This window comes from Nocardia sp. NPDC057663, assembly GCF_042799895.1.
GTDB lineage: Bacteria > Actinomycetota > Actinomycetes > Mycobacteriales > Mycobacteriaceae > Nocardia.
In genome coordinates this window covers 133,079-160,061 of record NZ_JBHVHX010000015.1, presented here as the reverse complement: position 1 = coordinate 160,061, position 26,983 = coordinate 133,079, and the positions used below count along the sequence as shown (strand labels likewise).

Below are 26,983 nucleotides of genomic sequence, written 5' to 3'. Positions count from 1 at the left end.
TGATCGCCTCGATCGACAGGTACGCCCGGACGGGGTGCCCTTCCTCGCCGATCTGATACGACTGATCGGCCTTGTGCCGGTGCTGGGAATTGCGATCCGCATATGGGAACACCGCGACCGTGCCGACACCGAGTTCGTATGCCGCGCGAAAGGCGCGAATCGCGATCTCGCCGCGATTGGCTACCAGGACTTGGGAAAACATCTTCTCGGTCGACCTTGTCGAGTCAGGGCGCGAGGGGTGGTGCGCCGGAACGAGACGGCGGCCCGCACAGTGGTGCGAGCCGCCGACGAAGGACTATCTGCGAGCTAGGCCACGACCGCCCGTTGCGGCACCCCGATGTACTCGCTCAGGGGCCGGATCAGGGCATTGGATTCGCCCTGCTCGATGATGTGCGCGGTCCAGCCGGTGATCCGGCTCATCACGAAGATCGGGGTGAACACCTCGATATCGAATCCGAGCAGGTAGTAGGCGGGGCCGGTCGGGAAGTCGAGGTTGGGCTTGATGCCGGTGGCCTCGTCCATGGTGCGTTCGAGCGTCTCGTACATCTGCACCCACGTGCCGCCGTCGGTCGCGGCGGCGATGTCGAGGAACGCCTTCTTCATCGTGGGCACCCGGGAATCACCGTTCTTGTAGACCCGGTGGCCGAAGCCCATCACCTTTTCCTTGTGCGCCAGCTTGGTGCGCAACCACTCCTCGGCCCGGACGGGATCACCGATCTCGAGCATGTCGTGCATGACCGCCTCGTTGGCACCGCCGTGCAGCGGGCCCTTCAACGCGCCGATGGCGGCGGTGACCGCGCTGTAGATATCGGACAGGGTCGAGGTGACGACTCGCGCGGCGAAAGTGGAGGCGTTGAAACTGTGCTCGGCGTAGAGGATCAGGGAGACCTCGAACGCCTTGACCAGCTCCCGCGACGGGATCGTGCCGAAGCACATATTCAGGAAGTTCTCCGCGTATCCCAGATGCGAGTGCGGCGGAATCGGATCCAGGCCGTGGCGGCGACGGTGGTCGGCGGCCACGATGGTCGGCAGCACGGCGAACATCCGAAGTGCCTTGGCGCGGTTGGCCTGTGCCGCGTTGTCGTCCTCGGCCGGGTCTTCGGCGCCGAGGTAGCTGATCGCGGTGCGGACGATGTCCATCGGATGGCAGTTGTCGGGCATCTTCGCCACCAGCGACAGCAGCGACCGGTCCGCGCGCCGGGACGCGCGTTCCTGCTGGCAGAACCGTTCCAGTTCGACGTGATCGGGCAGCTCACCACGCCAGAGCAGGTAGGCCACCTCCTCGAAGGAGCAGTGCGCGGCCAGGTCCTGCACGGCGTAGCCGCGGTAGGTCAGCGAGTTCGTTTCCGGGACCACCTTCGAGATCGCGGTGGTGTCGACGACGACACCGGCGAGTCCCTTGTAGATGGTCGGTACGGCGATGTCCGTCATCACTGGTCCCTTCCCAGAGCGAAATTGAAGATGTCGGAATCGAATTCGTTGTAGCGCTCGTACTGCAGCAGTTCGTAGAGGCGGCTGCGGTGCTGCATCCGGTCGAGCAGACCGGATTGGGTGCCCTGTTCGTAGATCTCGCGCAGCCCGGCCTCGGCGGCGAACATCGCCAGCCGCAGGGTGGAGACCGGGTAGATGACGGCGTTGTAGCCGATGGACTCCAGCGTCTGGGCCGAGATCAGTTCGGACTTGCCGAATTCGGTCATGTTGGCCAGTAACGGCGTCGCGACCGCGGCACGGAACTTCTCGAACTCGGCGACCCCGGTGAGGGCCTCGGTGAAGATCAGGTCCGCACCGGCCTCGGCGTAGGCCTCGGCACGTTCGATCGCCGCGTCGATGCCTTCGATGCCCGCGGCGTCGGTGCGCGCGCAGATGACGAAGTTCGGGTCGCGGCGTGCGGACACCGCTGCCCGCAGCCTGCGGACCATTTCTTCGACGGGGACCACGGCCTTGCCGTCGAGGTGGCCGCACCGCTTCGGGTTGACCTGATCCTCGAAGTGCGCGCCGGCGATCCCGGCGTCTTCGAGGAAGCTGACGGTGCGGGCCGCGCTCATCGGCTCACCGAAGCCGGTGTCGGCGTCGATGAGGACCGGCAGGTCGGTGACCCGGGCGATCTGCTGACCACGTGCGGCGACCTCGGTCAGCGTGGTGAGCCCGATATCGGGCAGCGCGAGATCGGCGGAGACCACCGCGCCGGAGACGTAGACGCCCTCGAAGCCGATCTCCTGGATCAGCTTGGCCACCAGCGGATTGAACGCGCCGGGGAACCGCTGGATCCGCTCGGATGCCAGACCGGCCCGGAACGCGAGGCGCTTGTCGGCGGCCGAGGTCGCCGAGGCCAGCAGGCCGGTCATCAGAACAGCCCCTTCGGCAGCTTCGGCGCGCGGGCGAGCACCTCGTCGGAGACGGTGAAGTTCAGCTGGCCCAGCTCCGCGGCGGTCAGTTCGGGGGTGCGCTGGGCGACGTCGAGGAAACGATCCTGCTCGGCCGGGTCGATGACGCCCTCGGCGAGCGTGCGGAACTTCGCGATGTACTGGTCGCGGGCGAAGGGGCGGGCGCCGAGCGGGTGGGCGTCGGCGACGGCCAGCTCGTCGACGATCACCTCGCCGCTCTTCAAGGTGATCTCGGCGCGGGCGCCGAAGGCCTTCTCGTTCGGGTCGGTGGAGTGGTAGCGCCGGGTCCATTCCGGGTCCTCGGCGGTGGAGATCTTGCGCCACAGCTCGACGGTGTCGGGGCGCTGCGCGCGCTCGGGGGCGTAGGAGCGTTCGTGGTGCCAGGTGCCGTCCTGCAGGGCGACCGCGAAGATGTACATCACCGAGTGGTCGAGGGTTTCCCGCGACGCCGTCGGATCGAACTTCTGCGGGTCGTTGGATCCGGTGCCGATGACGTAGTGGGTGTGGTGGCTGGTGTGCAGCACGATCGTGGCGATCTGGTCGAGATCGCCGATGCGGTCGCGCATCCGGCGAGCCAGGTCGATCGGGGCCTGGCTCTGGTACTCGGCCGAGTGCTCCTTGGTGTAGGTGTCGAGGATGCCGCGCTTGGGCTCGCCGGGACCGGGCAGCGGCACCGAGTACTCCGCGTTCGGCCCGCCGAGCAGCCAGGCGATGACACCGTCCTCGCCCTCCCAGATCGGGGCCGGGGCGCCCTCACCGCGCAGGGCGCGATCGACCGCTTCGACCGCCATCTTCCCGGCGAAGGCCGGTGCGTAGGCCTTCCAGCTCGAGATCTCGCCCTTGCGGGACTGGCGGGTGGCGGTCGTGGTGTGCAGGGCCTGCCCGATCGCCTGGTAGATCGTCTCGGTGTCCAGGCCGAGCAGGGTGCCGATGCCGGCCGCGGCCGAGGGGCCGAGGTGGGCGACGTGGTCGATCTTGTGCTCGTGCAGGCAGATCGCGCGGACCAGGTCGACCTGGATCTCGTAACCGGTGGCCAGACCACGGATCAGATCGGCGCCGCTGCGGCCGGTGTGCTGGGCGACGGCGAGGATCGACGGGATGTTGTCACCCGGGTGCGAGTACTCGGCGGCCAGGAACGTGTCGTGGAAGTCCAGCTCCCGCACCGCGACACCGTTGGCCCACGCCGCCCACTCCGGGGAGAACCGGCCGGGCACACCGAATACCGCGGCGCCGGGCCCGTAGGGATGCGCCAGCGCCTGGGCGCGCGCGTTGGCCACCGGACGGCGAGTGATCGAGGCCGCCGCCACCGACGCGTTGTCGATGATCCGGTTCACGATCATCTCCTCGGTCTCCGCGGCCACCGGCACCGCGTCGGTGGCAACCTCGGCGATCCGCCAGGCGAGGTGTTCTTCCCGCGGGAAGTCCTCGGCGGAACGGTGCGTGCGGACGAGATGGTTCTTCACGGTTGCGGCCTCCAGGAGCGGGGAATTTCTGCTGCTTGTTTCGCACGTTACACACGCTGCGTTTACCGCGAAATACACCGCAAATGCCAAATCTTGTGGACGAGAATCGGCAAATTTGCGTAAGTTGTGAAACCCACTGCTGCTACATTGGCGCTATGCAGAAGATGTACGCGGGCGCGCGGCTGCGGACGCTGCGTGAACAGCGGGGACTGTCCCAATCGGGGATGGCGAAGGTGCTCGGGCTATCGGTGAGTTACGTCAACCAGCTCGAGAACGACCAGCGACCGCTGACCGTACAGGTTCTGCTGCGGCTCAATGCCACCTTCGACCTGGACATGGGTTTCTTCGCCGCCGACACCGATGCCCGGCTGCTGGCCGACCTGCAGGACGTGTTCGCCGACGACCCCGACGGGTCCTCGGTCACCAACGCCGAACTCGACGACCTGATGACCCGGGCACCCGGCGCGGCCAGGCTGTTGGTCAGCCTGCATCGGCGCCTGCGCGGAGCCACCGAGCAGATGGAGCAGTTCTCCGCCGGCATCGAGGGCTCGGCCGTGGAACCCGGTACGGCGATGCCGTACGAAGACGTCCGCGACTTCTTCTACGATCGGCGCAATCACATCCCTGAACTCGACCACGCCGCCGAGCAGCTCTTCACCCGGAACCGGCTCAGCATCGGCGGCCTGGACCTGCAGCTGACCCGGCTGCTGCACGAACGCCACGACATCACCGTCACCATCCGGTCCGACAACCCCACCGACCCCGGCCCCAAACGGATCTACGATCCGCAGGCCCGCCAGATCACCCTCGCCCGCAGGCTCTCCCCCGGACAGCGGGCCTTCCAGCTCGCCACCCAGCTGGCGTTCCTCACCCACGCCGACACCATCGACACGCTCACCGCGTCGGTGGAGACGATGCCCGCCGGCTCCCGTGAGCTGTTGCGGATCGGTCTGGCGAACTACTTCGCGGGCGCATTGATCCTGCCGTACACCAGGTTTCGCAACGCCGCCGAAGAACTGCGCTACGACATCGATCTGTTGTCGTCGATGTTCGAGGTCGGTTTCGAGACCGTCTGCCACCGGCTCTCGACGTTGCAGCGCCCGAACCAGCGCGGGGTACCGTTCTTCTTCGTCCGCACCGACCGCGCGGGCAATATCTCCAAACGGCAGTCCGCCACCGCCTTCCACTTCTCCCGGGTCGGCGGCAGCTGCCCGCTGTGGGTGGTGCACGAGGCATTCACCACCCCGGGTCGGATCCGCACCCAGATCGCCGAGATGCCCGACGGGCGCAAGTACCTGTGGCTGGCCCGCACGACCGACGAGAGCACACCCGGATACCTCTCTCCCAAAAGGGATTTCGCGATCGGCCTCGGCTGCGACCTCGCCTACGCCGAGAAGCTCGTCTACTCCCACGGGCTGCCGATCCACGACGAGACCACCGCGGTGCCGATCGGCGCAGGCTGCAAGATCTGCGAACGCCCCGACTGCGCCCAGCGCGCCTTCCCACAACTGGGCCGGGCGATCCGCGTCGACCAGAACCGGGCCGCCAATATCCCCTACACCCCGGCCGACCGAGAACATGCGCCTGGTCCTGGTCGACCCGCGTAACTCCGAACTCGACGGCCGGCAAGCCGAAGACCTGCTCGGCTGATTCCCCCAGCCTTCCAATCGGAAGGTTGTCGAACACGCGAAGGCGACCCGGTGCGGGCTACTCTCGTGGAGTGCCCGACACCGAGGCCTCGCCGCCACCACGTAACGGCGCCGGACTCGCGTCGCTGGTGCTCGGCATCGTCGCCTGTGTGTTCTCGTTCATCCCGTTCGCCACGGAGTTCGTGGCGGTGCCGTCCTCCGTCGCCGCGGTGGCCGCGGCATTCATCGGCTGGGACAGGATCGAACGTGGGGTGGCCACCAACCGCGGCGACACCATCGCCGGTGGCGTTCTCGGCGCGTTCGCGCTCGCCACGAGTGTGCTCGTCTACCTCGCGACCCACAGCAGCGATTCCGTGTGACATCCGAACAGAATCATCCGGCCGGGAGTCCGTACTCCCGGCCGGATGTCTCCTCATGTCAGACCAATTCAGGCACGCGCAGGTGAGCGAATCCCAGCCGGAACTCCGCCACCTCGAGAATCTTGGCACCCGTGGTTTTGGTTGCCATCGCCCTGATCCGCTCCGCGTGCTCCCGGCTGCTGTCCAGCTCCTCGCGGCTCGCCCAGACAGTGGAGCCCACTCCGCGGCCGGTCGCCCGGTCGACGAACAGGCTGGCACTGCGGAATCCTTCGAGCTCCTCGAACTTCGGCAACAGCTGTGTTTTGAACGTGTCGATCGCTAGATCGACACCCGATGGATCGACCTGCACCCAGGTGCACCGGGTGCACGCGTTCGCGCCGGCCAGGTGATCGCGATGCATGACCGCGACTTCCCATTCTTCGACCTTCTGGACCGGCCCGCTCAGAGCCTGGGCGAGGCCTTCACGCATTGGTTGGACGCGCCGGCTGCTGGCATGCAGCGCATCCTGGGATTCCCACGCTGTTGTGGCGATGCAGCGCCCGGTCGACCTGTCCAACATCAGCGACATGCCGACCCAGCCTTCCAGCTCGGGCAGATTCGGCATCACCTCGTTGCGGAGGTATGCGAGCCCGCCGTCGATCGACGACGGCTGCGCCGCAATGGTGCTTGAACGTGCGTACACGAGCCACCTCCTACTCCCGTAAAGGCGACGCCCCGGTGGGCGCCACCGGACATACCCACTGTCCTCCACCGTTACCGTCCGCACAATGCCTCATATCGTGCGACGGATCGTCGGACGCGGGTCCCTACAACTTGTAGCCGATCTGACGCAGAAGCTGTCGACGGTCGGCCTGATCGTCGGCATTTTCCACGCCCAGTGGTGCGGACCCGTCGACCACTCCGACAATTCCGCGGCCCAGCTCGGTCTGGGCGATCAACACGTCCACGGGATTGGCGGTGGCACAATATATTCCGCAGACTTCCGGGACGTGCCGAATCGCATTGAGCACATTGACCGGGTATCCCTCGCGCAGGAAGACGATGAACGAGTGTCCCGCGCCGACGGCAAGTGCGTTCGTCGTGGCGAGCTCGGTCAGATCGTCGTCGTTGCCGGAGTGCCGGACCAGGCACGGCCCGGATGCCTCGCAGAATGCCAGCCCGAACCGCAGGTGGGAACTGACCCCGACCAGCGCCTCGTGCATGTCCTCGACGGTTTTGATGAAGTGCGCCTGCCCGATGACGACGTTGAGATCATCCGGCTTGTCGATACGCACGGCTGTCAGCTCCACACCCAGCATTTTGCGCCGCACCGATGCCGATGCACAGCACGTCTCGGCACCGATTTGCGCGCGCCGCCGCGATGGGCCGAAAAAGACCAGATTCAGGCGCCCACAGGTATTGACAGAACGAAAATCCGGAGAAGACTGTACATATACCGGAACACCGGAAATGAGCCACGCTGTCAGTGGAGACGTCTGTTGACTGCGGTGACAAATTTTCAGGATCTGGCCAGGCCCCCGGCAAGCCAATCGAATGCCAGAGTTGTCAGCGACGACTGAAGCTTATGGATTCGATGGAGACTACCGGGGACTGTTCTGTGTGGGGGCCTTCCTACTTGGCGTCCCCGTAACACTCCACTACAGCTGTGGTGAACGGGAACCGCACCGGTGTCGATCCGAAAGCGAGCCTGCCTGCCGTCTCGGCGGCGGCGGCGATCGCGGCGGTGACTGATGCCGCCTCCTCCACCGGACAGTGCACGATCACCTCGTCGTGCTGGAAGAAGACCAGTTCGCCGCGTTGACCGGCGATCGCATGGCGCACACCCGCCAAGACCAGCAGAGCCCAGTCGGCGGCGCTGCCCTGCACCACGAAGTTGCGGGTGAACCGGCCCCGGGCTCGGGCCGCGGAGCTGCTGCCGAATCCTCCCTGATTCTCCTGGGACGGATCGGGTTCCTCCGGTGACACGACCGACAGCGGCGGGCTGGTGCGCCCCAGCCACGTGCGCACCAGGCGCCCTTCCTCGCCTGCGCGCGCCGCGTCGTCGACGTAGGCGACCGCCGCCGGATACCGCCGACGGAGGCCGGCCAGGTGGATCAGGGCATCGCCGGAGGTCTGGCCGTAGATGGCGCCGAGCAGGGCGATCTTGGCCTGGGCGCGGTCGCCGCCGAATCCGCGGGCCGCCAGATCCGCGTACAGATCTTCGCCGCGACCAGCCACCTCCATCAACCCCGGGTCGCGCGACACGGCGGCAAGAACGCGCGGCTCCACCTGGTCGGCGTCGGCGACCACCAGACACCAGCCCGGATCGGCACGGATCGCTTGCCGGATCACCTTCGGGATCTGCAAGGCCCCACCACCATTGGTGGTCCAGCGGCCCGACACCGTACCGCCGGGCAGGTACTCGGGACGAAACCGGCCGCCGTGCACCCACTGTTCGAGCCAGGACCAGCCGTGCGCGGTGTACAGGCGGTACAGCGACTTGTAGGCCAGCAATGGCGCTACGGCGGGGTGGTCGACCTGCTGGAGTTCCCATTTTCGGGTGGAGGACAGCACGATCCCGGCGCGGGCGAAGGCCTTGACGATGTCGTTGGGCAGGTCGGGCCGGACCCGAACGGCGCCGCCGAACGCTCGCGACACCTCCTCGGCCAACTCCGCCATCCGGCGCGGTTCCGGTGCACCCGGAACGCGCTCACCCAGCATGGTGTCCAGCAACTCGCGGTGGACGTCCGCGCGCCACGGGATGCCGGACCGCGACATCTCCGTGGCCACGAGCATGCCCGCCGATTCGGCGGCGAGCAGCAGCCGCATTCGTTCCGGGTGCTCGGTCTGTGCCGTCCTGGCGACCTGACCCGCGTAGACCGCCAGCAGTGCGGTGAGCTCGTCCGTGCCGGGTGGTAGCGGCACCGGTGCGGACTCGAACAGCGACGGCTGGGTTTCGGCAGCCCGTGCGGGGGCATCCGGCGGGACCGGCAGGTTGTGCAGGCGCGCCCAGGCTGCCGCCAGGGAACGCGCCTGACCCGCCTGGCCCTCCTCGTGCCCGATCAGCAGGGCTTCCGCGGCCTGCACGTCGTAACAGCGCTCGACGCGCACGCCCGCCGCGAGCAGGGTCCGGTAGATCTCCGCGGTGGATCGCCACACCCACCGCTCGACCTCAGGACGCGAGCGCACCGCCTCGGCCAGCGACGGCTCGTAGATCACCGGTCCTGCCGGGCGACCGTCCCGCTCGAGAGGACACAAACGAGCACCTCCGTCACCCCACTCCGCCACCGCCCATCGCACGTGACCGAGTCTGGCACCGGGGTCCGACAACCCCGGTCGCGGCGCCTACCTCGGCACCGCTTCGGCGGCGTACCGTTGACTGTCCGGTTGCCGGGCCGCACAGTTGGTAGGGCAAACTGTGCGCGTGTCGTGGTGGTGTCCACAGGGTTGCCGCTGTTCACATGGGGTATCAGCGTGATTGATCGCAAACGGAGAGGATGCGATGACAATGCGCGGCCGACGGAATCGACGTGATCGGGAAATTCGCGAAGTACGAGAGATCCACGCCAGGCCACCCTATCAAGTCGCCAGATTCTTGCTGTCAACGCTGCTGCTGGTCTGGTTCGGGGCCGGAATGGTCGCGGCCATGCAGCGAAATTACTTCATCAATACGCCGATCGACTGCCGCGCCTGGGGCACGATCGCCGTCACGCTGGTGGCGGGCCCCCTCAACTACATGGGGGCGAACCCGAAGATCTCCGAGTGCCAGCTACCGGAGCCGAGCCGATGAACGGCTGTGGTGACCGGGCAGCAGTAGTGCCTTGACGTCTGCCCCGTCGAGCTGGACGTCGTGTGGCAGGCCGACGACACCGAGGCCGCCGCCGACGCGGGTCGCCCGCAGTGCCTGGCGGACCGGGTCGCCGGGGAACTAGCCGTTGATGTCGACGACCGGCGGGCCGGCCGTCCAGCCGCCGTCCACAGCCAGCTCGGCGCCGGTCGTATACGAGGCAGCGTCGCTGAGCAGGTAGGTGACCGCCCCGGCCAGTTCCTCGGGCCGCCCGACCCTGCCGAGCGGCGCGTTCGGAAAACCGCCCTCCGCCAGACTGATTCCGGTCGGCGCGGTCATCGGGGTGAGCACCATTCCGGGATGTACCGAGTTCACCCGGATCCGGTCGCGCGCGAGCTCGACCGCGGCGACCTTGGTGAGCCCGCGCACACCCCACTTGGCCGCGCCATAGGCACCGGTGTGCGCCAGGCCGACCAGCCCGGCGGCCGAGGAGATATTGACGATGGAACCACCACCGGCCGCCCGCAGGGCAGGCACCACCGCGTGGATGCCGATGTTCACCGATACCAGGTTGACCTGGATCACCCGCTGGAAGGTCTCGAGCGGCTCCTCGACCAACGGCACACCCGAGGCGGTCATCCCGGCGTTGTTCACCAGGCCGGTCAGTTTCCCGAAGGCACCGACAGCGGTGTCGACGGCGTGCTGCCACGACGCCGGGTCGGTGACATCGAGGTGCACGAACCGGGCACGCTCCCCCAGCTCGCCCGCCACGGCGGCGCCGTCCTCGTCCAAGAGGTCACCGATCACGACGCTGCCGCCGGCGGCGACGATCCCGTGGGCGAAGGCCGCGCCCAGACCGCGCGCTCCACCGGTGACCAGTACTACTTTGCCCGAAAGCTCCATCCCAGATTCCTTTCTCATCGGACGCCGAAGACCGCGCCGCCACCGAAGGCCTCGCGATGCGACACCGGCTGTCCACCATCGATATCGGTGATCCCGTACTCGACGGCCGCCTCGGCGGTGATCACCGTGCTGCCACTGCGGGTGCCGATCTCGGGATCGGTGGCCAGCGCCAGGACAACCCGGCCGACGAATTCCGGCGTCTCCGCACCGGCGATCGGGAACCCCTCGATGTCCTCGACCCCCATGGCCAGCACCTGCTCGGTGCGCACGATCCCGGGCCACAGCGACACGGTGCTCACACCGGTGCCACGCAATTCCACGGCCATGTCGCAGGCCATCTTGTCCAGTCCCGCCTTCGACATCCCGTACAGCACCGAGTGCAGATAGCCGCGGGTACCGAACGAGGAGATAGTGGCGATGACGCCGCTGCCGCGCGCGACCATGAGCCGCGCCGCCGCCACGGAGGCGACATAGTGCGCGCGCAGGCCGACGCCGATCAATGTGTCCCAGTCACCGACGGGTCGCTGCCAGAACGGGTCGCTGAAGCCGGCGAAACCGTCGGGATTGGCCCAGACATTGTTGACCAGCAGGTCGAGTCCGTCCTGTTCGGCGGCGATGCGGGCGAATACCGCGGCGATCTGCGCGTCGTCGCGATGGTCGCAGTGCACGGCGATGCCGGTGCCGCCGCGGGCGCTCACTTCGGCGGCGGCCACCTCCAGCGGCCCACCGTCACCCGCGCTGCCACGTCCGGTCAGATACACGGTCCATCCCGCGGCGCCGAGTGCCAGGGCGATTCCCTTGCCGACGCCACGGCTGGCGCCGGTCACCAGAGCGATCTTCGACATGTCCGGCCCCTACTGCGCGATCCGGCAGGCGTCGTCGAGTGGCCTGGTGATCGCCCACAACCGGTGGAACGTGCACGTCGCGATCTTCCAGCGGCCGTCCTCCACCCGGTATTCGTCGGCGTATTCGCCGGTGGCGACGGTTTCGGTGCGCTCGATCAGGTTGACCTGGCGGAACCGCAGCGTCCACCGGCCGCTCGCGGTGCCGTCCGCGCGCACCGTGATGTCGGGGTGCACGCCGTGGTGCATGTCGAGGATCGCGTGCTTGCCGTCCACCTGCTGCAAGGCGATCGAGGCGAAGACGGCCGCCATGCCGTCGGCGTCCATCGCACCGAGCTCGCCGTAGTCCAGTGCCGAGCCGACCGCGACGAAACAGTCGCGGAACCCTTCGGGGTCCTTCGCGTCGCAGGCGCGGAAGTAGCGGTGCTTGAGCGCGGTGATCGACTCTATCGCCGCCAACCGCGCGAGGTGCGTCGCCAGGTCGTCGGGCTGGGGTGTTGCCGTCATGAGACTCACCGTATGACCGGGCTGACGTCGGCGCTTGCGCGTCTTCCCGCTCATCGGGAACGCACGCCGGTCACGACGGTTTCCCACCCACTGCCCGTGGGTAAAAAGATCTCGATACCCGTTCGCTGATCCGGTGACGGGACGCGAATTCCGCGACGTACACAACGGGAGAAACACAGTGCTGAGTTTGCTCGGAGTCAACCGCCGCAACGCGACGGCCGACAGTTGTCCTGGCGCGCACACCTCGGCCGGCCTGCTGAGATCGGGTGACGTCGTGCTCACCGCGCGTCGCAGCTATCGCGTGATCAGCACGAGCTTCGCCGGCGGCGCGCATCACGCCGGACGCGTGATCGCCGACACGGTCGACCTGGTGACCGGACGGCTGCGCGTGTTCGAATTCGCCAGCACCGACACGACGGTCACCGTCCGAGCGGCATAGGCCGCCTGTACCTGGTAGCCGCGCGGATTACCCTGCGCGAGAACTGGTCTCGCCCTCGGCGCGAAGGTTCTCCGGCTTGCCGAGTCCGCGATGCGCGCGGATCAGCAGCGCCGCGCGCAGGTAACACAGACCGGTGACGTCGTTCAGGTCGAAGCCGGTCAGCTGGCCGATGCGCTTCAATCGGTAGTCCACCGTATTCGTGTGGATGAACAACTCGCGTGCGGTGCGCGAGCGCTGCAAATTCGTCGACATGTAGACCTCGAGCGTCTGCAGCAGTTCCGGATGCGCTTCGAGGGAATCGACCACCGAACTCAGGTAGTCGCGGGCCGGGCCCTGCCTGGTCAGCTGATATTCGAAGGCCAGTTGATGCGGACGATATACCTTGCTCGGGCCACCGAGCCGATCCACTATTTCGACCAGTTCGTGGACCTGCTCGGCGGCACGCGGGATTTCCGCGGGTACCGCGGTCGTCGTCACAGCGCGCACCGGAACCTGGGCCGCCTCGGACAATCCGGCGATCAACTCGTCCAGTTCCGGTTCGGAGAACTCCGAGGTGGGTAGCAGCAGCGTGCCGCCGTCGACGCTCAACAGCGACAGCACCTTGCCCACGCACCGGTTCGCCAGCTCGGCCTGCACGCGACGCAGCTTGCGCCGGGCAACCACATTGCCGTCGAGGGACGGGATGAACTCCTCGACATGGGGCGGCAGCGCGAGCGCGACGACGTGATAGTTGTCGGCAACGGTGATGCCGCACTCCCTGGCCATCGTCGAGGTGTTCTGACCACCGAGCAATGCCGAGGTCAGCGTGTGTACGGCGGTGTGGTGCTCACTGACGACGGAGCGCAGTTCCCGGACATAGGCCGCGGATACCGCCGACGTGATCATGTTCTGGATGTCGGTCAGCCGCCGGGCCACCCCGACGACCGTCTCGTGGTCGTGGTTGGTCACTCCGGCGACGACGAGGTCGAAACCGAGCTTGAAGCCTTCGTGCACGGCATTGTGGATGGTATCGATCGGGATGCCCTCCCGCGCCCAGTCGGCGGCCGCGGATTGGATTCGCTCCAGCCGCCCCGGGAGGTCCCGGCCGTCGAGTACGCCCCTGGTCAGCTCCAGACACACCCGGGTCACCGCGGTGACATCACCGTCGAGTACTTCGCCGGGCAGTGTCGCGCACGGTACGACATTCTCGATGAAATGACCCACCATCTGACGGGATATCGTCCGCACATCCTTCAAAGGGTTCGATACCGGACGGCCCGCTGCGGTCAAGAACGGCGCAATGGATGGTGAGACAGCCATGATGAATCCTTCCCCACCCAGATCACTGGGCAAGGCCCCAATCTACCGCGAAGTAACAACCACCGTCCGGCCTTCGCTTGTGATAAACAGCAACGGAAATCCGGATCAATGATGGATTCCGACAACGCCTTCGGGCGGTTCGACCTACCCACCTGCCGTCCGGCGGTGGCGGATCCGGGGCAGAACCGCGCAATCCTGCTCACCGCGAACGGTATCCACCACCGCCGGAGGCACTTCAGCTAGCCGGTTACAGGCACAGGCTGATCTCGAGCGGGCCGACCGGGAGGGGCAGGCACACTTCCACCGAACCCGCGACGGGGGCCGGGGAAGCCGCGGTGGCGGTGCCGACACTCAGGGCGCACGCGGACAGCACCAACGCGGCGACGGCGAGCGGACGGGCAGTTCTGGAGTTCATACATTTCCTCGATTGCATTCTGTGAAACATCCCCATCTCGGGGACATCTCGATCAGATCACAGCCAACTCCGGAAACAGCCATAGTCCGCGCAGGTTTTGGCCTTCCTCTGCAGCATTCGGCGAATCATCAGAGATATCCACAAGATTGAGTGCCGGCATCTCGTCGCGTCGAGTCGAGCGCGGCCGATGCCTCAGCGGCTCGCGCTGAGGCCGACCGGCACGGCTGTCCGGCGAACTACAGTTGCGCCGCGCATGATCGGTGCCTGATCACCGCACCGGGGCGTCGACCGATCGCACGATGCCCTGGGCGATGGAGGCGGTGAGCCGCTTGGTCACCGGACCGGTCAGGCGCAGCAGCGGCCGCAGCGCCGGACCGCCTTCGACGGCGAATGTCCAGGTCAGCCGGGTGCCTGTGGTGGAGGGTGTGAGCTGGATGTCCTCGGCGAAACGACGCAGTCCGGGGATGGTGGCGGAATCGACGGTGAAGGTCATCCGGCGCTCGTCGTCCCAGCGGTAGAAGCGTTCGGTCAGTCCGGCGACACCGGCGAGGGTGACGACTCGGGTGGTACCGATGCCGAACGGGCGCGGCGAGGTCCAGCGCATGCCGGTCACGGCCGACGACCAGGACACCAAGGCGTCCTCGGCGGTCAGTGCGGCCCACACCGCGCTCGGCGGCGCGGCGATCTCGACGACATGGACATAGCGGTTCGGGGCGGTGGCAAGGAAGTGATCATCGGACTCGTGCAGGGCGTAGGTCGATGGCATGGGTGTCTTCGTCCGTTCTGACTGTCGCGGTGGGTGTTTCAGTGGGGCAGACCTGGTCCGCAGCCGGACAGCCCGTTCCAGCACAACGCGGTGGTGACCTCGACGGCGTCCTGCTTGGGGATCGGGCGGCCGGCGTCGAGCCAGTGGCGGGCGGCCAGGTGGCTGGTGCCCACCAGGCTCCAGGCGTACATGTCGGCGGGTGCGGCGGCCACACCGGCCGCGCGGAGTTCGGTGGCAACGAGATCCGCGCAGGCGCGCATGGCGCTGCGCACCCGCCATTCGATACTCGGTTCGCTGTGGACCGGCGATTCGAAGACCAGCACGTGACCGCCCGGGTCCTCGTCGACGAAGTCGAAATACGCCGATACCGCGCCGCGCACTCGGGACTGCGGCGTGGTGCCGGCGGCGGCCGCGGAGCGGACGCCCGCGACCATGCGGTCCAGATACTGTTGCAGCACAGCGAGATACAGGTCCAGCTTGTTCGCGAAGTGGTCGTACAGCACCGGTTTGCTGATCCCGGCGCGGGCGCTGATCTCCTCCATCCGCGCACCGTGATAGCCGCTGACGACGAACACGTCCCGCGCGGCGACCACGACGGCGCGCCTGCGGTGCGCTCGCCTGCCGTCGCCACGCACGCCGCGCGCGGAGGTGACCCCCGCCCCGGCGCCCGGCAGCAGCGGGCGCCGGGGAGTCGTGTCCGTCGTCATGCCACTCAGCCCAGCGTTTCCCCGGCGGCGGCCTTGGCCCGCAACGACTCCGGGACCTCGAACCGATCACCGTAGGCGGCGCGCAGTTCGTCGGCCCGCGCCACGAATCCGGCGAGCCCGCCCGCGTACTGGTTGATGTACTGGACGACACCACCGGTCCACGCCGGGAAACCGATACCGAAGATGGACCCGATGTTCGCGTCCGGCACGGTGCGCAGCACGTTCTCGTCGAAACACCGCACGGTGTCGAGTGATTCGGCGAACAGCATCCGTTCCTGCATGTCGATGAACGGAATGCCGTGGTCGGAGCGGGTGTACTTCTCCGCCAGCCCGGGCCACAGGCCCAGCTTCTTGCCGTCGGCGTCGTACTCGTAGAAGCCGCGGCCCTCGAGCCGGCCGGGCCGGTCGAAGTCGTCGACCATGGCGTCGACGAGCGGGTAGGCCTTCGAGTCGGTCCAGCGACGGCCTTCGGCGAGCAGGTTTTCCTTCAGGCTGCGCCGGATCTTCTGGGCCAGCTTCATATTGATCTCGTCGGCCAGCGCCAGCGCACCCACCGGGTACCCGGCCTGCGTGGCGGCCTGTTCGACCGAGGCCGGGTGCACGCCCTCGGCGACCAGCGCGATGGCCTCGTCCATGAACTGACCGATGACCCGGCTGGTGAAGAACCCGCGGCTGTCGTTCACGACGATCGGGGTCTTCTTGATGGCCAGGGTGTAGTCGACGGCGCGAGCGATCGCTTCGTCGCTGGTCTGCTCGCCGACGACGATCTCGACCAGCGGCATCTTGTCCACCGGCGAGAAGAAGTGCAGGCCGATGAAGTCGGCCTGGCGCTGCACGCCGGTGGACAGATCGGTGATCGGCAGCGTGGAGGTGTTGGATCCGAGCAGGGCATCCGGGTTCACCAGGTGCTCGATTTCACCGAACACCTTCTTCTTCAGACCCGGATCCTCGAACACGGCCTCGACCACGAAGTCGCAGCCCGCGGCATCGGCCGGATCGGCGGTCGGATGGATGCGGCCGAGGACCTCGTCGTACTTGTCCTGGGTGATCGCGCCCTTGCGCAGCGCCTTGTCGAGCAGCTTGCGCGAGTAGTCCTTACCGCGCTCGGCCGCCTCGATCGTGACGTCCTTCAGCACGACCTGCATGCCGGCGCGGGCCTGCACATAGGCGATGCCCGCGCCCATCATGCCCGCGCCGAGCACGAGGACCTTCTCCGGCGTGCGCACGGGGAAGCCTTCGGGGCGGCTGCCGCCCTTGTTGATCGTCCCCAGATCGAAGAACAGGGACTTGATCATGTTGGTCGAGACCTGGCCGCAGATCAGCTTGGTGCAGTAGCGCGTCTCGATGGCGAAGGCGGTGTCGATGTCGACCTGCGCGCCCTCGACCGCCGTGGCCAGCACCGCGATCGGTGCGGGCATCGGCGCGCCCTTGAGCTGCTTGCGGACATTGGCCGGGAAGGCGGGCAGGTTGGCCGCCAGGGCCGGGCTCGACGGGGTGCCGCCGGGGATCTTGTAGCCCTTCACATCCCACGGCTGGACCGCCTCGGGATTGGCCGCGATCCAGGCGCGAGCCTTGTCGAACATCTCCTCGCGGGTGGCGGCGACCTCGTGAATGATGCCGACCTGCAGCGCCTTCGCGGGCTTCATCCGCTGGCCCTGGCCGACGACGTTGAGCACCGCGTTGGTGATGCCGAGTAGCCGCACAGTGCGGGTGACACCACCGGCGCCGGGGAGCAGGCCGAAGGTGACCTCGGGCAGGCCGAGCAGGCTGCCCTTGGCGTCGAGGGCGATCCGGTGGTGGGTGGCGAGGGCGACCTCGAAGCCGCCGCCGAGCGCGGTGCCGTTGATCGCGGCGACCACCGGCTTGCCCAGCTGCTCGAGCCGGCGGAACGCGGCCTTGTAGGTGTCGAGGCCGAGCGCGATCTCCGGCGCGGTCTCCGGGGTCGCGTTCATCAGCAGGTTCAGGTCACCACCGGCGAAGAAGGTGTCCTTGCCCGAGGTGAGGATGACACCGTCATAGGTGTCCTTCTCGGCTTCGAGCCGGTCGACGGCGGCGGTGAGGTCGCGCGCGAACGCCTCGGTCATGGTGTTCGTCGACTGGTTCGGGTCGTCGATGGTGAGCACGAGCACCCGGTCGGCGCCGATCTCCCAGGCAATCATGGTGTCGGTCATGGTCAGATCCTCTCGATGATGGTGGCGATGCCCATACCGCCGCCGATGCACAGGGTGATCAGCGCGCGCCGCGCTCCCCTGCGCTCGAGCTCGTCGACCATGGTTCCGGTGATCATGGCGCCGGTGGCGCCCAGCGGATGACCCATGGCGATCGCGCCGCCGTTGACGTTGAGCTTCTCGTCCGGGATGGCCAGCTTCTTCTGGTAGTTGAGCACCACCGAGGCGAACGCCTCGTTGAGCTCGAACAGGTCGATGTCGTCGACGGTGAGCCCGGCCAGTGCCAGCACCTTCTCGGTCGCCGGGACCGGGCCGGTCAGCATGATCGTGGAGTCGCTGCCGCTCACCGCGGATGCCACGACCCGGGCACGCGGCGTGAGACCTGCCGCGACACCGGCGGATTCGCTGCCGATGAGCACCAGCGCCGAACCGTCGACGATCCCCGACGAGTTACCGGCATGATGGACGTGGTCGATCTTCTCGACGTGGTGGTAACGCTGCAGGGCGACAGCGTCGAACCCGCCCATCTCCCCCATCGCCGCGAACGACGGCGTCAGCCCGGCCAGGCTTTCCACCGTGGTGCCGGGACGCATGAATTCGTCGTGGTCGAGCAGCACGGCACCGTTGATGTCCTTGACCGGCACAACGGATTTGGCGAAATAGCCACCCGACCAGGCCGCCGCGGCCTTCTGCTGCGACCGCACCGCGAACGCGTCGACGTCCTCGCGGGTGAAGCCCTCGATGGTGGCGATCAGGTCGGCGCCGATGCCCTGCGGCACGAAGTAGGTCTGGTAGTTGGTGACCGGGTCCATCGCCCACGCGCCACCGTCGGAGCCCAGCGGGACGCGCGACATCGATTCCACGCCGCCGGCGATCACCAGCTGTTCCCAGCCCGAGCGCACCTTCTGCGCGGCGGTGTTGACCGCCTCCAGCCCGGAACCGCAGAACCGGTTGAGCTGCACACCGGCGACCGTGTCGGGCAGTCCGGCCGCGAGCGCGGCGGTCTTGGCGATATCGGCGCCCTGGTCGCCGACCGGGGAGACCACGCCGAGGACGATGTCATCGATCGCCGCCGGATCCAGCCCGGGATACCGGACCTTCAGCTCCTCGATGAGCCCGACCACCAGGTCGAGCGGTTTGACGCCGTGCAGGGCGCCGTTCTTCTTGCCGCGACCGCGCGGCGTGCGGATCGCGTCGTAGATGAATGCCTCGGTCATGGTTCCTCGAAACTGTGTCGTGTGATGACAGGTCAGCGATGGGTGAACTGCGCGGTGCGCTTGTCGACGAAGGCGCTCATGCCTTCCTTCTGGTCCTCGATCGCGAACAGCGAGTGGAAGACGCGGCGCTCGAAGCGGATTCCCTCGGCGAGGGTGGTCTCGAAGGACCGGTTCACCGCTTCCTTGGCGATCATGACGACCGGCAGTGACTTGGCCGCGATGGTCTCGGCGACCTCGGCGGCGACGTCGAGCAGGTCGTCGGCGGGCACGATGCGCGAGACGAGTCCGGCCCGTTCGGCTTCCTCGGCACCCATGTTCCGGCCGGTCAGCACCAGGTCCATCGCCTTGGCCTTGCCGACCGCGCGAGTGAGCCGCTGGGAACCGCCGATGCCGGGGATCACGCCGAGTTTGATCTCGGGCTGACCGAATTGCGCGGTGTCGGCGGCGATCAGGATGTCGCAGAGCATCGCGAGCTCGCAGCCACCGCCGAGCGCGTACCCCGCCACCGCGGCCACGGTGGGCTTGCGGAACTGCGCGAGCCGGTCCCAGCGGGCGAAGAAATCGTCCATGAACATGTCCATGTACGACTTGGGCTGCATCTCCTTGATGTCGGCGCCGGCCGCGAACGCCTTGGCGGAGCCGGTGATCACGACCGCGCCGACCTCGTCGTCACGCTCGAGTTCGTCCAGGGCGGCGACGATGTCGTCGAGCACCTGGGTGTTGAGCGCGTTGAGCGCCTTCGGCCGGTTGAGGGTGATCCAGCCGACGCGGTTCTTACGTTCGAGCAGGATCGTGTCGTACTCGGTCATTCGGATCCCTCCCCGGAGCGGTCCCGGATGTCGGTGACGATCGCGGAGAAGTCGCGACCCGCATCGGTCTGGTTGAACCGCTCGTAGATCGCGGCGGCCAGTGCGCCGAGCTGTCCGTCGATCCCGTTGGCGCGCAACGCGTTCGCGGCCAGGTTGAGATCCTTCGACATCAGCGCGGTGGCGAAGCCGGGCTGGTAGTCGTTGTTGGCCGGGCTCGCCGGCACCGGCCCGGGGACCGGGCAGTAGCTGGTGAGCGCCCAGCTCTGGCCGGAGGCGGTGGAGACCACATCGAAGAACGACTGGTGGCTCAGGCCGAGCTGCTCACCGAGCACCAGCGCCTCGGACAACCCGATCATGGAGATCCCGAGCAGCATGTTGTTGCAGATCTTGGCGGCCTGGCCGACACCGGCGTCACCGCAGTGCACGACCTTGCCGCCCATCACCTCGAGCACGTCGCGCACGTCGGCGAAGTCGGCGGGCGCGCCACCCACCATGAAGGTGAGGGTGCCCGCCGTCGCACCCGCCACCCCACCGGAGACCGGGGCGTCCAGCGGCCGGTGACCGGCCGCCACCGCCTGTGCGGCAGCGGCTTTCGCATCGGCGACGTCGATGGTCGAACAGTCGATGAACAGCGTTCCCGGCGCCGCGGCGGGCAGGAGCTCGGCATACACGTCGAGCACGAGCTTGCCGTTGGGCAACATGGTGATCACCACGTCCCGGTCGGCGGCGGCTTCGGCGGCGACGGCCACCACGGTCGCGCCGTCGGCGCGCGCCTGCTCCTGCGCGGCGGGCACCGGGTCGAAGGCGAGCACGTCGTAGCCCGCGCGCACCAGGTTCGCCGCCATGGGCGCGCCCATATGACCGAGCCCGAGGAATCCGATCTTCTTGGTCATCGCTGTGCCTCCTGTGTGGTCGCGCCGAGTTCCTTGTCGCCCAGCTCGGCGAAGTACGCCGACACCTGCGCGTCGGTGACCTCGGCCAGGTTCGCGGGCTCCCACCGCGGAGTGCGGTCCTTGTCGATGACCTGGGCGCGGATCCCCTCGACCAGATCGTGCGAGCCGAGCGCGGCGATCGATACCCGGTACTCCTGATCCAGCACCGCCTCGAGACTCGGCAGCTCCCGCGCGGCCCGCAGCGATCGCAACGTGACCTTCAGCGCGACCGGCGATGTGGCCAGCAGATCATCGGCGGCCTTGGTCGCCTCGGGAGAATCGGCGGTCTGCAGGCGGGCCGCGATCTCCTCGACGGTGTCGGCGCTGTAGCAGACATCGATCCAGCTCTGCTGGGCCAGCAGGTCCGAGGGTGGCGCCTGTTCGGCGACCGCCGCGATCGCCGTGTCGACGTCGGTGGTGCGCAGCGCGTCGAGCAGTGCCGGAATCGCCACGGACGGTACGTAGTGATCGGCGAATCCGGCCGCGATGGCATCGCCCGCACTCATCCGCGCGGTGGTCAGCGCGACGTGGGTGCCGAGCTCGCCCGGCGCGCGCGAGAGCAGGTAGGTGCCGCCGACGTCGGGCACGAAACCGATACCGACCTCGGGCATCCCGATCCGGGAGCGTTCGGTGACGATACGGTGGCTGCCGTGCCCGGACAGGCCGACCCCACCGCCCATCACGATCCCGTCCATGATCACCACATACGGCTTGGGGTAGCGGCCGATGAGCGCGTTGAGGATGTACTCGTCGCGCCAGAACACCCCGGTCGGCGAATCCGCGCCCGCCGTACCGCCTTTCGCGTCGGCGTGGATGGCGACGATGTCGCCGCCCGCGCACAGTCCGCGCTCGCCCGCGCCGCTGACGACGACCGCGCGCACCGCGTCGTCGTCCGCCCACGCGCGCAGCGCCTCGGTGATCGCCAGTGCCATCGCGTGATTGAGCGCGTTGATGGCCTTGGGCCGGTTCAGGACGATGAGGCCGAGACCGTCCTCGACGGCGATCAGCACTTCGGGTTCGTCGGTCATGCCGCTCCTGTCAGCGTGCGGGCGACGACCACCCGCATGATTTCGTTGGTGCCCTCGAGGATCTGATGCACCCGCAGATCGCGGACGATCTTCTCCAGGCCGTACTCGTGCAGGTAGCCGTAGCCGCCGTGCAACTGCAACGCCTTGTTGGCGACCTCGAACCCGGCGTCGGTGGCGAAACGCTTGGCCATCGCGCACAGTTCGACCTTGTCCGGCGCCCCGGCGTCGAGCGCCGCCGCGGCCCGCCACAGCAGGGTCCGCGCCGCTTCCAGCTCGGTGCGCATGTCGGCCAGGTCGAACTGCAGGGCCTCGTTGCGCGCCAGCGGCTTGCCGAAGGCGTGGCGTTCGGCCAGATACGGCACGGTCTTGTCCAGCGCCGCCTGCGCGCCGCCGATCGAGCAGGCCGCGATATTGAGCCTGCCGCCGTTGAGCCCGTTCATCGCGATCGCGAAACCGTCGCCCTCGGCGCCGAGCCGGTTGGCCACCGGTACCCGCGCGTCCTCCAGGATCACCTGGCGCGTGGGCTGCGCGTTCCAGCCCATCTTGCGCTCGTTCGGTCCTACCGTCAGGCCGGGAGTGTCGGCCGGGACGATCAGCGCCGAGATCCCGCGCGAACCTTCCTGACCGGTGCGCACCATCATCACGTACACGTCGTTGGCGCCGGCACCGGAGATGAACTGCTTGGCGCCGGTGAGGATGTAGTCGTCGCCGTCGCGCACGGCCTTGGTGCTCAAGGCCGCCGCGTCGGACCCGACACCCGGCTCGGTGAGGGCGTAACTGCCGAGCAGTTCCATCGACGCCATCCCCGGCACCCAGCGGTGACGCTGCTCTTCGGTGCCGAAAGCGTCGATCATCCAGGTCGCCATGTTGTGGATCGAGATGTAGGCCGCCACCGCGGGGCACCCGGTGGCCAGCTCTTCGAAGATCCGCACGGCGTCGAGCCTGCGCAGCTGCGAACCGCCGACGTCCTCGCGCACGTAGATGCCGCCCAAGCCGACCGGGCCCGCCTTGCGCAGCACGTCGACCGGGAAGTGTTTGCGCTCATCCCATTCCAGCGCGTTCGGCGCGAGGAATTCGTCGGCGAACTGACGCGCGGTCTCACCGATCGCGCGTTCGTCGTCGTTGAGAGTGAACACAGCCGGTCAGTCCATCGTCGGGATGACGAACGCGTTGGACTCCTTGAGCCCCGCGGGCCAGCGCTGGGTCACCGTCTTGGTCTTGGTGTAGAAGCGGATCGAGTCCGGGCCGTGCTGGTTGAGGTCGCCGAAGCCCGAACGCTTCCAGCCACCGAAGGTGTAGTAGGCGATCGGCACCGGGATCGGCACATTGATGCCGACCATGCCGACCTGCACGCGCGCGGCGAAGTCGCGGGCGGTGTCACCGTCGCGGGTGAAAATGGCCACGCCGTTGCCGTATTCGTGCTCGTTCGCCAGGCGCAGACCCTCTTCGTAGTCCTCGGCACGGACCACGGTCACGACGGGACCGAAGATCTCTTCCTGGTAGATCCGCATGTCGGCGGTGACCTTGTCGAACAGGCTCGCGCCGACGAAGTAGCCGTCCTCGGCGCCCTCGACGACCAGCCCACGGCCGTCGACCACGAGCTCGGCGCCCTCGTCGACACCGATCTGGACGTAGTCGTTGACCCGATCCACGCCGTCGCGCCCGACCAGCGGACCGAAGTCGGCGCCCGGATCATCGGACCGGCCGACATTGAGCTTGTGCACCCGCTCGGTCAGCTTGGCGACCAGCCGGTCGGCGGTCTCCTCCCCCACCGGCACGGCCACCGAGATCGCCATGCAGCGCTCGCCCGCGGAACCGTAGCCCGCGCCGATCAGCTGGTCGGCGACATCGTCGAGGTCGGCATCCGGCATCACGATCGCGTGGTTCTTGGCGCCACCGAAGCACTGAGCCCGCTTGCCGTTCGCGGTCGCGGTCTCGTAGATGTACTGCGCGATCGGGGTCGAGCCGACGAAGCCGACGGCCTTGATCCGCGGGTCGTGCAGGATCGTGTCGACCGCTTCCTTACCGCCGTTGACCACGTTGAACACCCCCGGCGGCAGACCCGCCTCGAGGAACAGCTCGGCCAGGCGCAGCGGCACCGACGGGTCGCGCTCGGACGGCTTGAGCACGAACGCGTTGCCACACGCCAGCGCCGGACCGGCCTTCCACAGCGGGATCATGGCCGGGAAGTTGAACGGGGTGATGCCGGCGACGACGCCGAGCGGCTGCCGCATCGAGTACACGTCGATGCCGGTGCCCGCGCTCTCGGTGTACTCGCCCTTGAGCAGGTGCGGGATGCCGACGGCGAACTCGATCACCTCGAGGCCGCGCTGGATGTCGCCCTTGGCGTCGGCGATGGTCTTGCCGTGCTCGGACGACAGCAGCGCCGCCAGGCTGTCGATCTCGTCGTTGACCAGGGTCAGGAACTTCATCAGGACCCTGGCCCGCTTCTGCGGGTTGAACGCCGCCCACACCGGCTGCGCGGCCGCCGCGTTGGCGATCACCGCCTCGACCTCGGCGGTGTTCGCCAACGGAACCCTGGCCTGCACCTGCCCGGTATTCGGATCGAACACCTCACCGAACGCGCCCGAGGCGCCCTTGACGTGCTGTCCGTCGATGAAGTGGGTGAGTTCGCGAACCATGCCAGTCCTTGTCGTGGGTCGGTGCGCCAGGGCGCAGGTGAATGGGGATCCAATAGTTGGATGTCCAATCAATTGATACCATGGCAGCACTATTGGCGGTTTGTCAACATCTTGCCGTTCTATTGACAGAATGCCAACAACTGCTCACTCTGGTGCGCAGTCCATCGACAACTGGGAGAGGAACCCGATGAGCACCGCCGACACCGACCGCGGCACCGACGCCGAGTCGGAGCTGCAAGGCCTGGCCGAACTGGCCCGCAACTTCTTCGCGAACACCGTCGCGCCGCACCGCGAGGAGTTCGCCGCGCAGGGCTTCCCGAGCCGGGAGGTCTACCGCCAGGCCGGCGAGCTCGGTCTGCTGTGCATGTCGATCCCCGAGGAGTACGGCGGCGGTGGCGGCACCTTCGCCCACGAGGCCGTGCTGTTCACCGAGCAGGTCAAGGGCGGCGATTCCGCGATGCAGCTCGGCGTGCACACCGGCATCGTGCCGCATTACATCCTGGCCTACGCCTCGGAGGAGAACAAGAAGCGCTGGCTGCCCAAGCTCGCGTCGGGCGAGTGGATCGGCGCCATCGCCATGACCGAGCCCGGCACCGGCTCCGACCTGCAGAACATCGCGACCAAGGCGGTCAAGGACGGCGACGACTATCTGATCACCGGAGCCAAGACCTTCATTTCCAACGGCCGCAACTGCGACCTGCTGATCATCGCGGTCAAGACCGATCCGACCCAGGGCGCCAAGGGCGTCTCGCTGGTGGTCGCCGAGGTTTCCGACGACACCCCCGGCTTCGAACGCGGCAGGCTGCTCAAGAAGATCGGCCAGAAGGGCCAGGACACCACCGAGCTGTTCTTCGACGGATTGCGTGTGCCGCAGGCGAACCTGCTCGGCGCCGCCGAGGGCGAAGGCTTCATCCAGTTGATGCAGCAGCTGCCCCAGGAGCGGCTGATCTGCGGCGTCGCGGCCGCGGCAGCGATCGAGGCGGCCGTCGCCGAGACGCTGGCGTATGTCAAGCAGCGCAACGCTTTCGGCAAGCCGCTGTTCGCGATGCAGAACACCAGGTTCGAGCTGGCCGAGTGCGCGACGATCGCCGAGGTGGTGCGCACATTCGTCGACTCCGCCGTCGACAAGCACCTGCGCGGCGCACTGGACGTCAAGACCGCGGCGATGGTCAAGTACTGGACCACCGATCAGCAGTCCCAGGTGATCGACCGCTGCGTTCAGCTACACGGCGGCTACGGCTACATGGAGGAGTATCCGATCGCCCGGATGTGGGCCGACGGCCGCATCTCGCGGATCTACGCCGGCGCCAACGAGGTCATGAAGGACCTCATCGCCCGCTTCCTCTGACGCGCGGCGCCCGCGCCTACTCGGTCACCTGGAGAGAATCGGGACGAGGCAGGCGCGGGCGAGCGGGTCCGGCAGGTCCTCAGGACCGAGGTGCCGTGGACTGGCTACCGTCGAGCTCGTCCAGAAATGCCCTCACCGCACGCCGGGAGCTCAACCGGACGAAGACGAGGTCCTGGTACGCCGGGTCCGCCGGCGTCGTCCAGACCGGCTGATGGTGGATGGCGTCCAGCTCGATGTACGGGATGTCGAGCTGCCGCGAAATCCGCCGTGCCAGTGTGCTCTTACCGGATCCCGACGTCCCCACCACCGAAATCCGCCGCGTCACAGCCATGACGGCATTATCCACCGCGAAGGATGGCGGCGGCGAGCTATGTCCCGGACAAACGGCAGGCAAGCCAGGCTTCGATATCCCGGACAGCGGTGGCGGCCATGCCGGTCGGACGGTGTGTGAATGCGTGCGTGGACTCCGGATACACCCGCAGGTCCACCTCGTTGCCCGCCGCGGCCAGCCGGGCGGCGATGGCCAGGTTGTCCTCGAGGAGGATATCGAGACGACCTACCACCACCAGCGCGGGCGGCAGCCCACCGAGATCGCCGTAGAGGGGAGAGATGTCGGGGTCGGTCCGATCGGCGACGTGGCCCGCGTACGCCTCGATGAAGAACTCGTCGGCGTACAGCCGACCGCCGGGAGATTGCCCGCTGAGGTCATAGGCACCGAACTGCAGGACGGCACCGGCGAATCGATCGGCCACGCCCCGATCTCGCAGGCGCAGCAGGGTGGCCATGGCCAGCGTGGATCCCGCCGACGCGCCGCCGATCGCCAATTGCGTTGTCCCGAACAAAGACTCCGCTCGGTCCAGCAGCCAGCGGGCAGCGGTCTCGCAGTCGTCGGGAGCCGCGGGCCATGGATGCTCGGGGGCCAGCCGATAGTCGACGCTGACCACGGCCACCCCGAGAGAGTCGGCCAGCAGAGCGTTGCGCGCATCCTCACCGGCCGCGGATCCGAGATAGAAGCCCCCAGCGTGGATGTCGAGATAGGCGCCCCTGATCTCGGCGTCCTGCGGAAGGGTGATCCGGACCGGGACTCGGCGCCCGCCGGCTTCGGCAGTCTGCTGGGTAGTCCGGTGATCCGATGGCGCGCGGATCATCGCCTTGCGGGCTCTGACCACCTGTAGCTCCTCGACCGTGGCCGGGCCCGCACCAGCTTTCGATGCCGCGTTGAACTGCCGGCTCTCCTCGACGTGAACGTCGAGTTTCTCGTCGATCAGCCACTTCAGTCCGATTTCCATGTGCCTCCGTTCGGAGAATGCGGTCAGGGAGACCCGAGTCAATCACTCATC

General features: G+C 67.6%; 28 protein-coding genes. 5 read left to right on the top strand and 23 right to left on the bottom strand.

The window, feature by feature from the left end; translation table 11 throughout:
- From ACFVAV_RS26305 to prpD, 4 genes are all read right to left on the bottom strand, one after another.
- On the bottom strand, window positions 1-202 hold a 202-nt coding region (locus ACFVAV_RS26305; RefSeq protein ID WP_379037980.1), incomplete at its 3' end, for a biotin carboxylase N-terminal domain-containing protein.
- Between the two features lie 104 nt (window positions 203-306).
- Entirely contained in the window at window positions 307-1,431 is a 1,125-nt protein-coding gene (locus tag ACFVAV_RS26300; protein WP_379037979.1) for a bifunctional 2-methylcitrate synthase/citrate synthase, read from the bottom strand.
- Window positions 1,431-2,345, bottom strand: coding sequence for a methylisocitrate lyase (gene prpB, locus ACFVAV_RS26295; protein WP_379037977.1), 915 nt, complete (start codon window positions 2,343-2,345; stop codon window positions 1,431-1,433). Before prpB ends, ACFVAV_RS26300 begins: the two co-directional genes overlap by 1 nt.
- On the bottom strand, window positions 2,345-3,847 hold the full coding sequence (prpD, locus tag ACFVAV_RS26290; protein WP_379037976.1) for a 2-methylcitrate dehydratase PrpD: 1,503 nt from the start codon (window positions 3,845-3,847) through the stop codon (window positions 2,345-2,347). The genes prpB and prpD overlap by 1 nt, the downstream gene beginning before the upstream one ends.
- 155 nt (window positions 3,848-4,002) lie before the next feature.
- On the opposite strand from prpD, the gene ACFVAV_RS26285 reads away from it, so the two are divergent.
- A complete protein-coding gene (locus ACFVAV_RS26285; protein WP_379037975.1) occupies window positions 4,003-5,454 on the top strand; it encodes a short-chain fatty acyl-CoA regulator family protein in 1,452 nt (483 codons plus the stop codon).
- 113 nt (window positions 5,455-5,567) lie between these two features.
- Window positions 5,568-5,855, top strand: coding sequence for a hypothetical protein (locus ACFVAV_RS26280; protein WP_379037973.1), 288 nt, complete (start codon window positions 5,568-5,570; stop codon window positions 5,853-5,855).
- Between the two features lie 58 nt (window positions 5,856-5,913).
- On the opposite strand, the gene ACFVAV_RS26275 is transcribed toward ACFVAV_RS26280, so the two are convergent.
- The 3 genes from ACFVAV_RS26275 to ACFVAV_RS26265 all read right to left on the bottom strand — a co-directional run bounded on the left by ACFVAV_RS26275 (window position 5,914) and on the right by ACFVAV_RS26265 (window position 9,122).
- Window positions 5,914-6,537, bottom strand: coding sequence for a hypothetical protein (locus ACFVAV_RS26275; protein ID WP_379037972.1), 624 nt, complete (start codon window positions 6,535-6,537; stop codon window positions 5,914-5,916).
- 124 nt (window positions 6,538-6,661) lie between these two features.
- Window positions 6,662-7,153, bottom strand: a complete 492-nt coding sequence (locus ACFVAV_RS26270) for an adenosine-specific kinase (protein ID WP_379037971.1) — start codon at window positions 7,151-7,153, stop codon at window positions 6,662-6,664.
- A 313-nt stretch (window positions 7,154-7,466) separates the two neighbouring features.
- The gene (locus ACFVAV_RS26265) at window positions 7,467-9,122 is read right to left on the bottom strand and encodes a bifunctional 3'-5' exonuclease/DNA polymerase (RefSeq protein WP_379037990.1); all 1,656 of its coding nucleotides are present in this window, start codon (window positions 9,120-9,122) and stop codon (window positions 7,467-7,469) included.
- Window positions 9,123-9,336: 214 nt separating this feature from the next.
- Between ACFVAV_RS26265 and ACFVAV_RS26260 the strand changes: the two genes are divergently transcribed.
- A complete protein-coding gene (locus ACFVAV_RS26260; RefSeq protein WP_379037970.1) occupies window positions 9,337-9,624 on the top strand; it encodes a hypothetical protein in 288 nt (95 codons plus the stop codon).
- A 138-nt stretch (window positions 9,625-9,762) separates the two neighbouring features.
- Here ACFVAV_RS26260 and ACFVAV_RS26255 read toward each other — a convergent pair whose 3' ends face one another.
- The 3 genes from ACFVAV_RS26255 to ACFVAV_RS26245 are packed head-to-tail and all read right to left on the bottom strand — an operon-like array spanning window position 9,763 to window position 11,873.
- Window positions 9,763-10,524, bottom strand: a complete 762-nt coding sequence (locus tag ACFVAV_RS26255; RefSeq protein WP_379037968.1) for a glucose 1-dehydrogenase — start codon at window positions 10,522-10,524, stop codon at window positions 9,763-9,765.
- Between the two features lie 14 nt (window positions 10,525-10,538).
- Window positions 10,539-11,369 (bottom strand): SDR family NAD(P)-dependent oxidoreductase, encoded by an 831-nt coding sequence (locus ACFVAV_RS26250; RefSeq protein ID WP_379037965.1) that lies wholly within the window; start codon window positions 11,367-11,369, stop codon window positions 10,539-10,541.
- A gap of 9 nt (window positions 11,370-11,378) precedes the next feature.
- Complete coding sequence (locus ACFVAV_RS26245) at window positions 11,379-11,873, bottom strand: nuclear transport factor 2 family protein (protein WP_379037964.1); 495 nt, start codon at window positions 11,871-11,873, stop codon at window positions 11,379-11,381.
- Window positions 11,874-12,060: 187 nt separating this feature from the next.
- Between ACFVAV_RS26245 and ACFVAV_RS26240 the strand changes: the two genes are divergently transcribed.
- Window positions 12,061-12,312, top strand: coding sequence for a hypothetical protein (locus ACFVAV_RS26240; protein ID WP_379037963.1), 252 nt, complete (start codon window positions 12,061-12,063; stop codon window positions 12,310-12,312).
- 27 nt (window positions 12,313-12,339) lie between these two features.
- Here the strand turns inward: ACFVAV_RS26240 and ACFVAV_RS26235 are convergent, their stop codons facing one another.
- The 11 genes from ACFVAV_RS26235 to ACFVAV_RS26185 all read right to left on the bottom strand — a co-directional run bounded on the left by ACFVAV_RS26235 (window position 12,340) and on the right by ACFVAV_RS26185 (window position 24,295).
- Complete coding sequence (locus tag ACFVAV_RS26235) at window positions 12,340-13,518, bottom strand: PucR family transcriptional regulator (RefSeq protein ID WP_379037962.1); 1,179 nt, start codon at window positions 13,516-13,518, stop codon at window positions 12,340-12,342.
- 340 nt (window positions 13,519-13,858) lie between these two features.
- On the bottom strand, window positions 13,859-14,026 hold the full coding sequence (locus tag ACFVAV_RS26230; RefSeq protein WP_379037959.1) for a hypothetical protein: 168 nt from the start codon (window positions 14,024-14,026) through the stop codon (window positions 13,859-13,861).
- A 268-nt stretch (window positions 14,027-14,294) separates the two neighbouring features.
- Window positions 14,295-14,792: an SRPBCC family protein gene (locus ACFVAV_RS26225; protein ID WP_379037958.1), complete on the bottom strand. Its 498-nt coding sequence runs from the start codon at window positions 14,790-14,792 to the stop codon at window positions 14,295-14,297.
- 38 nt (window positions 14,793-14,830) lie between these two features.
- On the bottom strand, window positions 14,831-15,499 hold the full coding sequence (locus tag ACFVAV_RS26220; protein WP_379037957.1) for a TetR/AcrR family transcriptional regulator: 669 nt from the start codon (window positions 15,497-15,499) through the stop codon (window positions 14,831-14,833).
- Window positions 15,500-15,504: 5 nt separating this feature from the next.
- The gene (locus ACFVAV_RS26215; protein ID WP_379037955.1) at window positions 15,505-17,670 is read right to left on the bottom strand and encodes a 3-hydroxyacyl-CoA dehydrogenase NAD-binding domain-containing protein; all 2,166 of its coding nucleotides are present in this window, start codon (window positions 17,668-17,670) and stop codon (window positions 15,505-15,507) included.
- A gap of 2 nt (window positions 17,671-17,672) precedes the next feature.
- The gene (locus tag ACFVAV_RS26210) at window positions 17,673-18,884 is read right to left on the bottom strand and encodes an acetyl-CoA C-acetyltransferase (RefSeq protein WP_379037954.1); all 1,212 of its coding nucleotides are present in this window, start codon (window positions 18,882-18,884) and stop codon (window positions 17,673-17,675) included.
- Window positions 18,885-18,916: 32 nt separating this feature from the next.
- On the bottom strand, window positions 18,917-19,693 hold the full coding sequence (locus tag ACFVAV_RS26205; RefSeq protein ID WP_379037953.1) for an enoyl-CoA hydratase: 777 nt from the start codon (window positions 19,691-19,693) through the stop codon (window positions 18,917-18,919).
- Window positions 19,690-20,586 (bottom strand): 3-hydroxyisobutyrate dehydrogenase, encoded by an 897-nt coding sequence (gene mmsB, locus ACFVAV_RS26200; protein WP_379037952.1) that lies wholly within the window; start codon window positions 20,584-20,586, stop codon window positions 19,690-19,692. The genes ACFVAV_RS26205 and mmsB overlap by 4 nt, the downstream gene beginning before the upstream one ends.
- Window positions 20,583-21,653 (bottom strand): enoyl-CoA hydratase/isomerase family protein, encoded by a 1,071-nt coding sequence (locus tag ACFVAV_RS26195; RefSeq protein WP_379037951.1) that lies wholly within the window; start codon window positions 21,651-21,653, stop codon window positions 20,583-20,585. The genes mmsB and ACFVAV_RS26195 overlap by 4 nt, the downstream gene beginning before the upstream one ends.
- Entirely contained in the window at window positions 21,650-22,789 is a 1,140-nt protein-coding gene (locus ACFVAV_RS26190) for an acyl-CoA dehydrogenase family protein (RefSeq protein ID WP_379037950.1), read from the bottom strand. The genes ACFVAV_RS26195 and ACFVAV_RS26190 overlap by 4 nt, the downstream gene beginning before the upstream one ends.
- Before the next feature lie 6 nt (window positions 22,790-22,795).
- A complete protein-coding gene (locus ACFVAV_RS26185) occupies window positions 22,796-24,295 on the bottom strand; it encodes a CoA-acylating methylmalonate-semialdehyde dehydrogenase (protein WP_379037949.1) in 1,500 nt (499 codons plus the stop codon).
- A 187-nt stretch (window positions 24,296-24,482) separates the two neighbouring features.
- On the opposite strand from ACFVAV_RS26185, the gene ACFVAV_RS26180 reads away from it, so the two are divergent.
- Complete coding sequence (locus tag ACFVAV_RS26180) at window positions 24,483-25,643, top strand: acyl-CoA dehydrogenase family protein (RefSeq protein ID WP_379037948.1); 1,161 nt, start codon at window positions 24,483-24,485, stop codon at window positions 25,641-25,643.
- Between the two features lie 79 nt (window positions 25,644-25,722).
- Here the strand turns inward: ACFVAV_RS26180 and ACFVAV_RS26175 are convergent, their stop codons facing one another.
- Both ACFVAV_RS26175 and ACFVAV_RS26170 read right to left on the bottom strand, forming a co-directional pair.
- A complete protein-coding gene (locus tag ACFVAV_RS26175; RefSeq protein ID WP_379037946.1) occupies window positions 25,723-25,974 on the bottom strand; it encodes an AAA family ATPase in 252 nt (83 codons plus the stop codon).
- Window positions 25,975-26,011: 37 nt separating this feature from the next.
- On the bottom strand, window positions 26,012-26,932 hold the full coding sequence (locus ACFVAV_RS26170) for an alpha/beta hydrolase (protein ID WP_379037945.1): 921 nt from the start codon (window positions 26,930-26,932) through the stop codon (window positions 26,012-26,014).
- Between the last annotated feature and the right edge of the window lie 51 nt (window positions 26,933-26,983).

Excerpts from the sequence above, each read along its gene's own strand:
- ACFVAV_RS26300 (WP_379037979.1), bottom strand. The coding sequence starts at position 1,431 with ATGACGGACATCGCCGTACCGACCATCTACAAGGGACTCGCCGGTGTC.
- ACFVAV_RS26210 (WP_379037954.1), bottom strand. The coding sequence starts at position 18,884 with ATGACCGAGGCATTCATCTACGACGCGATCCGCACGCCGCGCGGTCGC.
- mmsB (WP_379037952.1), bottom strand. The coding sequence starts at position 20,586 with ATGACCAAGAAGATCGGATTCCTCGGGCTCGGTCATATGGGCGCGCCC.
- ACFVAV_RS26270 (WP_379037971.1), bottom strand. The coding sequence starts at position 7,153 with ATGCTGGGTGTGGAGCTGACAGCCGTGCGTATCGACAAGCCGGATGAT.
- ACFVAV_RS26175 (WP_379037946.1), bottom strand. The coding sequence starts at position 25,974 with ATGGCTGTGACGCGGCGGATTTCGGTGGTGGGGACGTCGGGATCCGGT.
- ACFVAV_RS26195 (WP_379037951.1), bottom strand. The coding sequence starts at position 21,653 with ATGACCGACGAACCCGAAGTGCTGATCGCCGTCGAGGACGGTCTCGGC.
- ACFVAV_RS26285 (WP_379037975.1), top strand. The coding sequence starts at position 4,003 with ATGCAGAAGATGTACGCGGGCGCGCGGCTGCGGACGCTGCGTGAACAG.
- ACFVAV_RS26185 (WP_379037949.1), bottom strand. The coding sequence starts at position 24,295 with ATGGTTCGCGAACTCACCCACTTCATCGACGGACAGCACGTCAAGGGC.
- ACFVAV_RS26250 (WP_379037965.1), bottom strand. The coding sequence starts at position 11,369 with ATGTCGAAGATCGCTCTGGTGACCGGCGCCAGCCGTGGCGTCGGCAAG.
- prpB (WP_379037977.1), bottom strand. The coding sequence starts at position 2,345 with ATGACCGGCCTGCTGGCCTCGGCGACCTCGGCCGCCGACAAGCGCCTC.
- ACFVAV_RS26260 (WP_379037970.1), top strand. The coding sequence starts at position 9,337 with ATGACAATGCGCGGCCGACGGAATCGACGTGATCGGGAAATTCGCGAA.
- ACFVAV_RS26215 (WP_379037955.1), bottom strand. The coding sequence starts at position 17,670 with ATGACCGACACCATGATTGCCTGGGAGATCGGCGCCGACCGGGTGCTC.
- ACFVAV_RS26180 (WP_379037948.1), top strand. The coding sequence starts at position 24,483 with ATGAGCACCGCCGACACCGACCGCGGCACCGACGCCGAGTCGGAGCTG.
- ACFVAV_RS26255 (WP_379037968.1), bottom strand. The coding sequence starts at position 10,524 with ATGGAGCTTTCGGGCAAAGTAGTACTGGTCACCGGTGGAGCGCGCGGT.
- ACFVAV_RS26225 (WP_379037958.1), bottom strand. The coding sequence starts at position 14,792 with ATGCCATCGACCTACGCCCTGCACGAGTCCGATGATCACTTCCTTGCC.
- ACFVAV_RS26245 (WP_379037964.1), bottom strand. The coding sequence starts at position 11,873 with ATGACGGCAACACCCCAGCCCGACGACCTGGCGACGCACCTCGCGCGG.
- ACFVAV_RS26230 (WP_379037959.1), bottom strand. The coding sequence starts at position 14,026 with ATGAACTCCAGAACTGCCCGTCCGCTCGCCGTCGCCGCGTTGGTGCTG.
- ACFVAV_RS26235 (WP_379037962.1), bottom strand. The coding sequence starts at position 13,518 with ATGGTGGGTCATTTCATCGAGAATGTCGTACCGTGCGCGACACTGCCC.
- ACFVAV_RS26170 (WP_379037945.1), bottom strand. The coding sequence starts at position 26,932 with ATGGAAATCGGACTGAAGTGGCTGATCGACGAGAAACTCGACGTTCAC.
- ACFVAV_RS26220 (WP_379037957.1), bottom strand. The coding sequence starts at position 15,499 with ATGACGACGGACACGACTCCCCGGCGCCCGCTGCTGCCGGGCGCCGGG.
- ACFVAV_RS26205 (WP_379037953.1), bottom strand. The coding sequence starts at position 19,693 with ATGACCGAGTACGACACGATCCTGCTCGAACGTAAGAACCGCGTCGGC.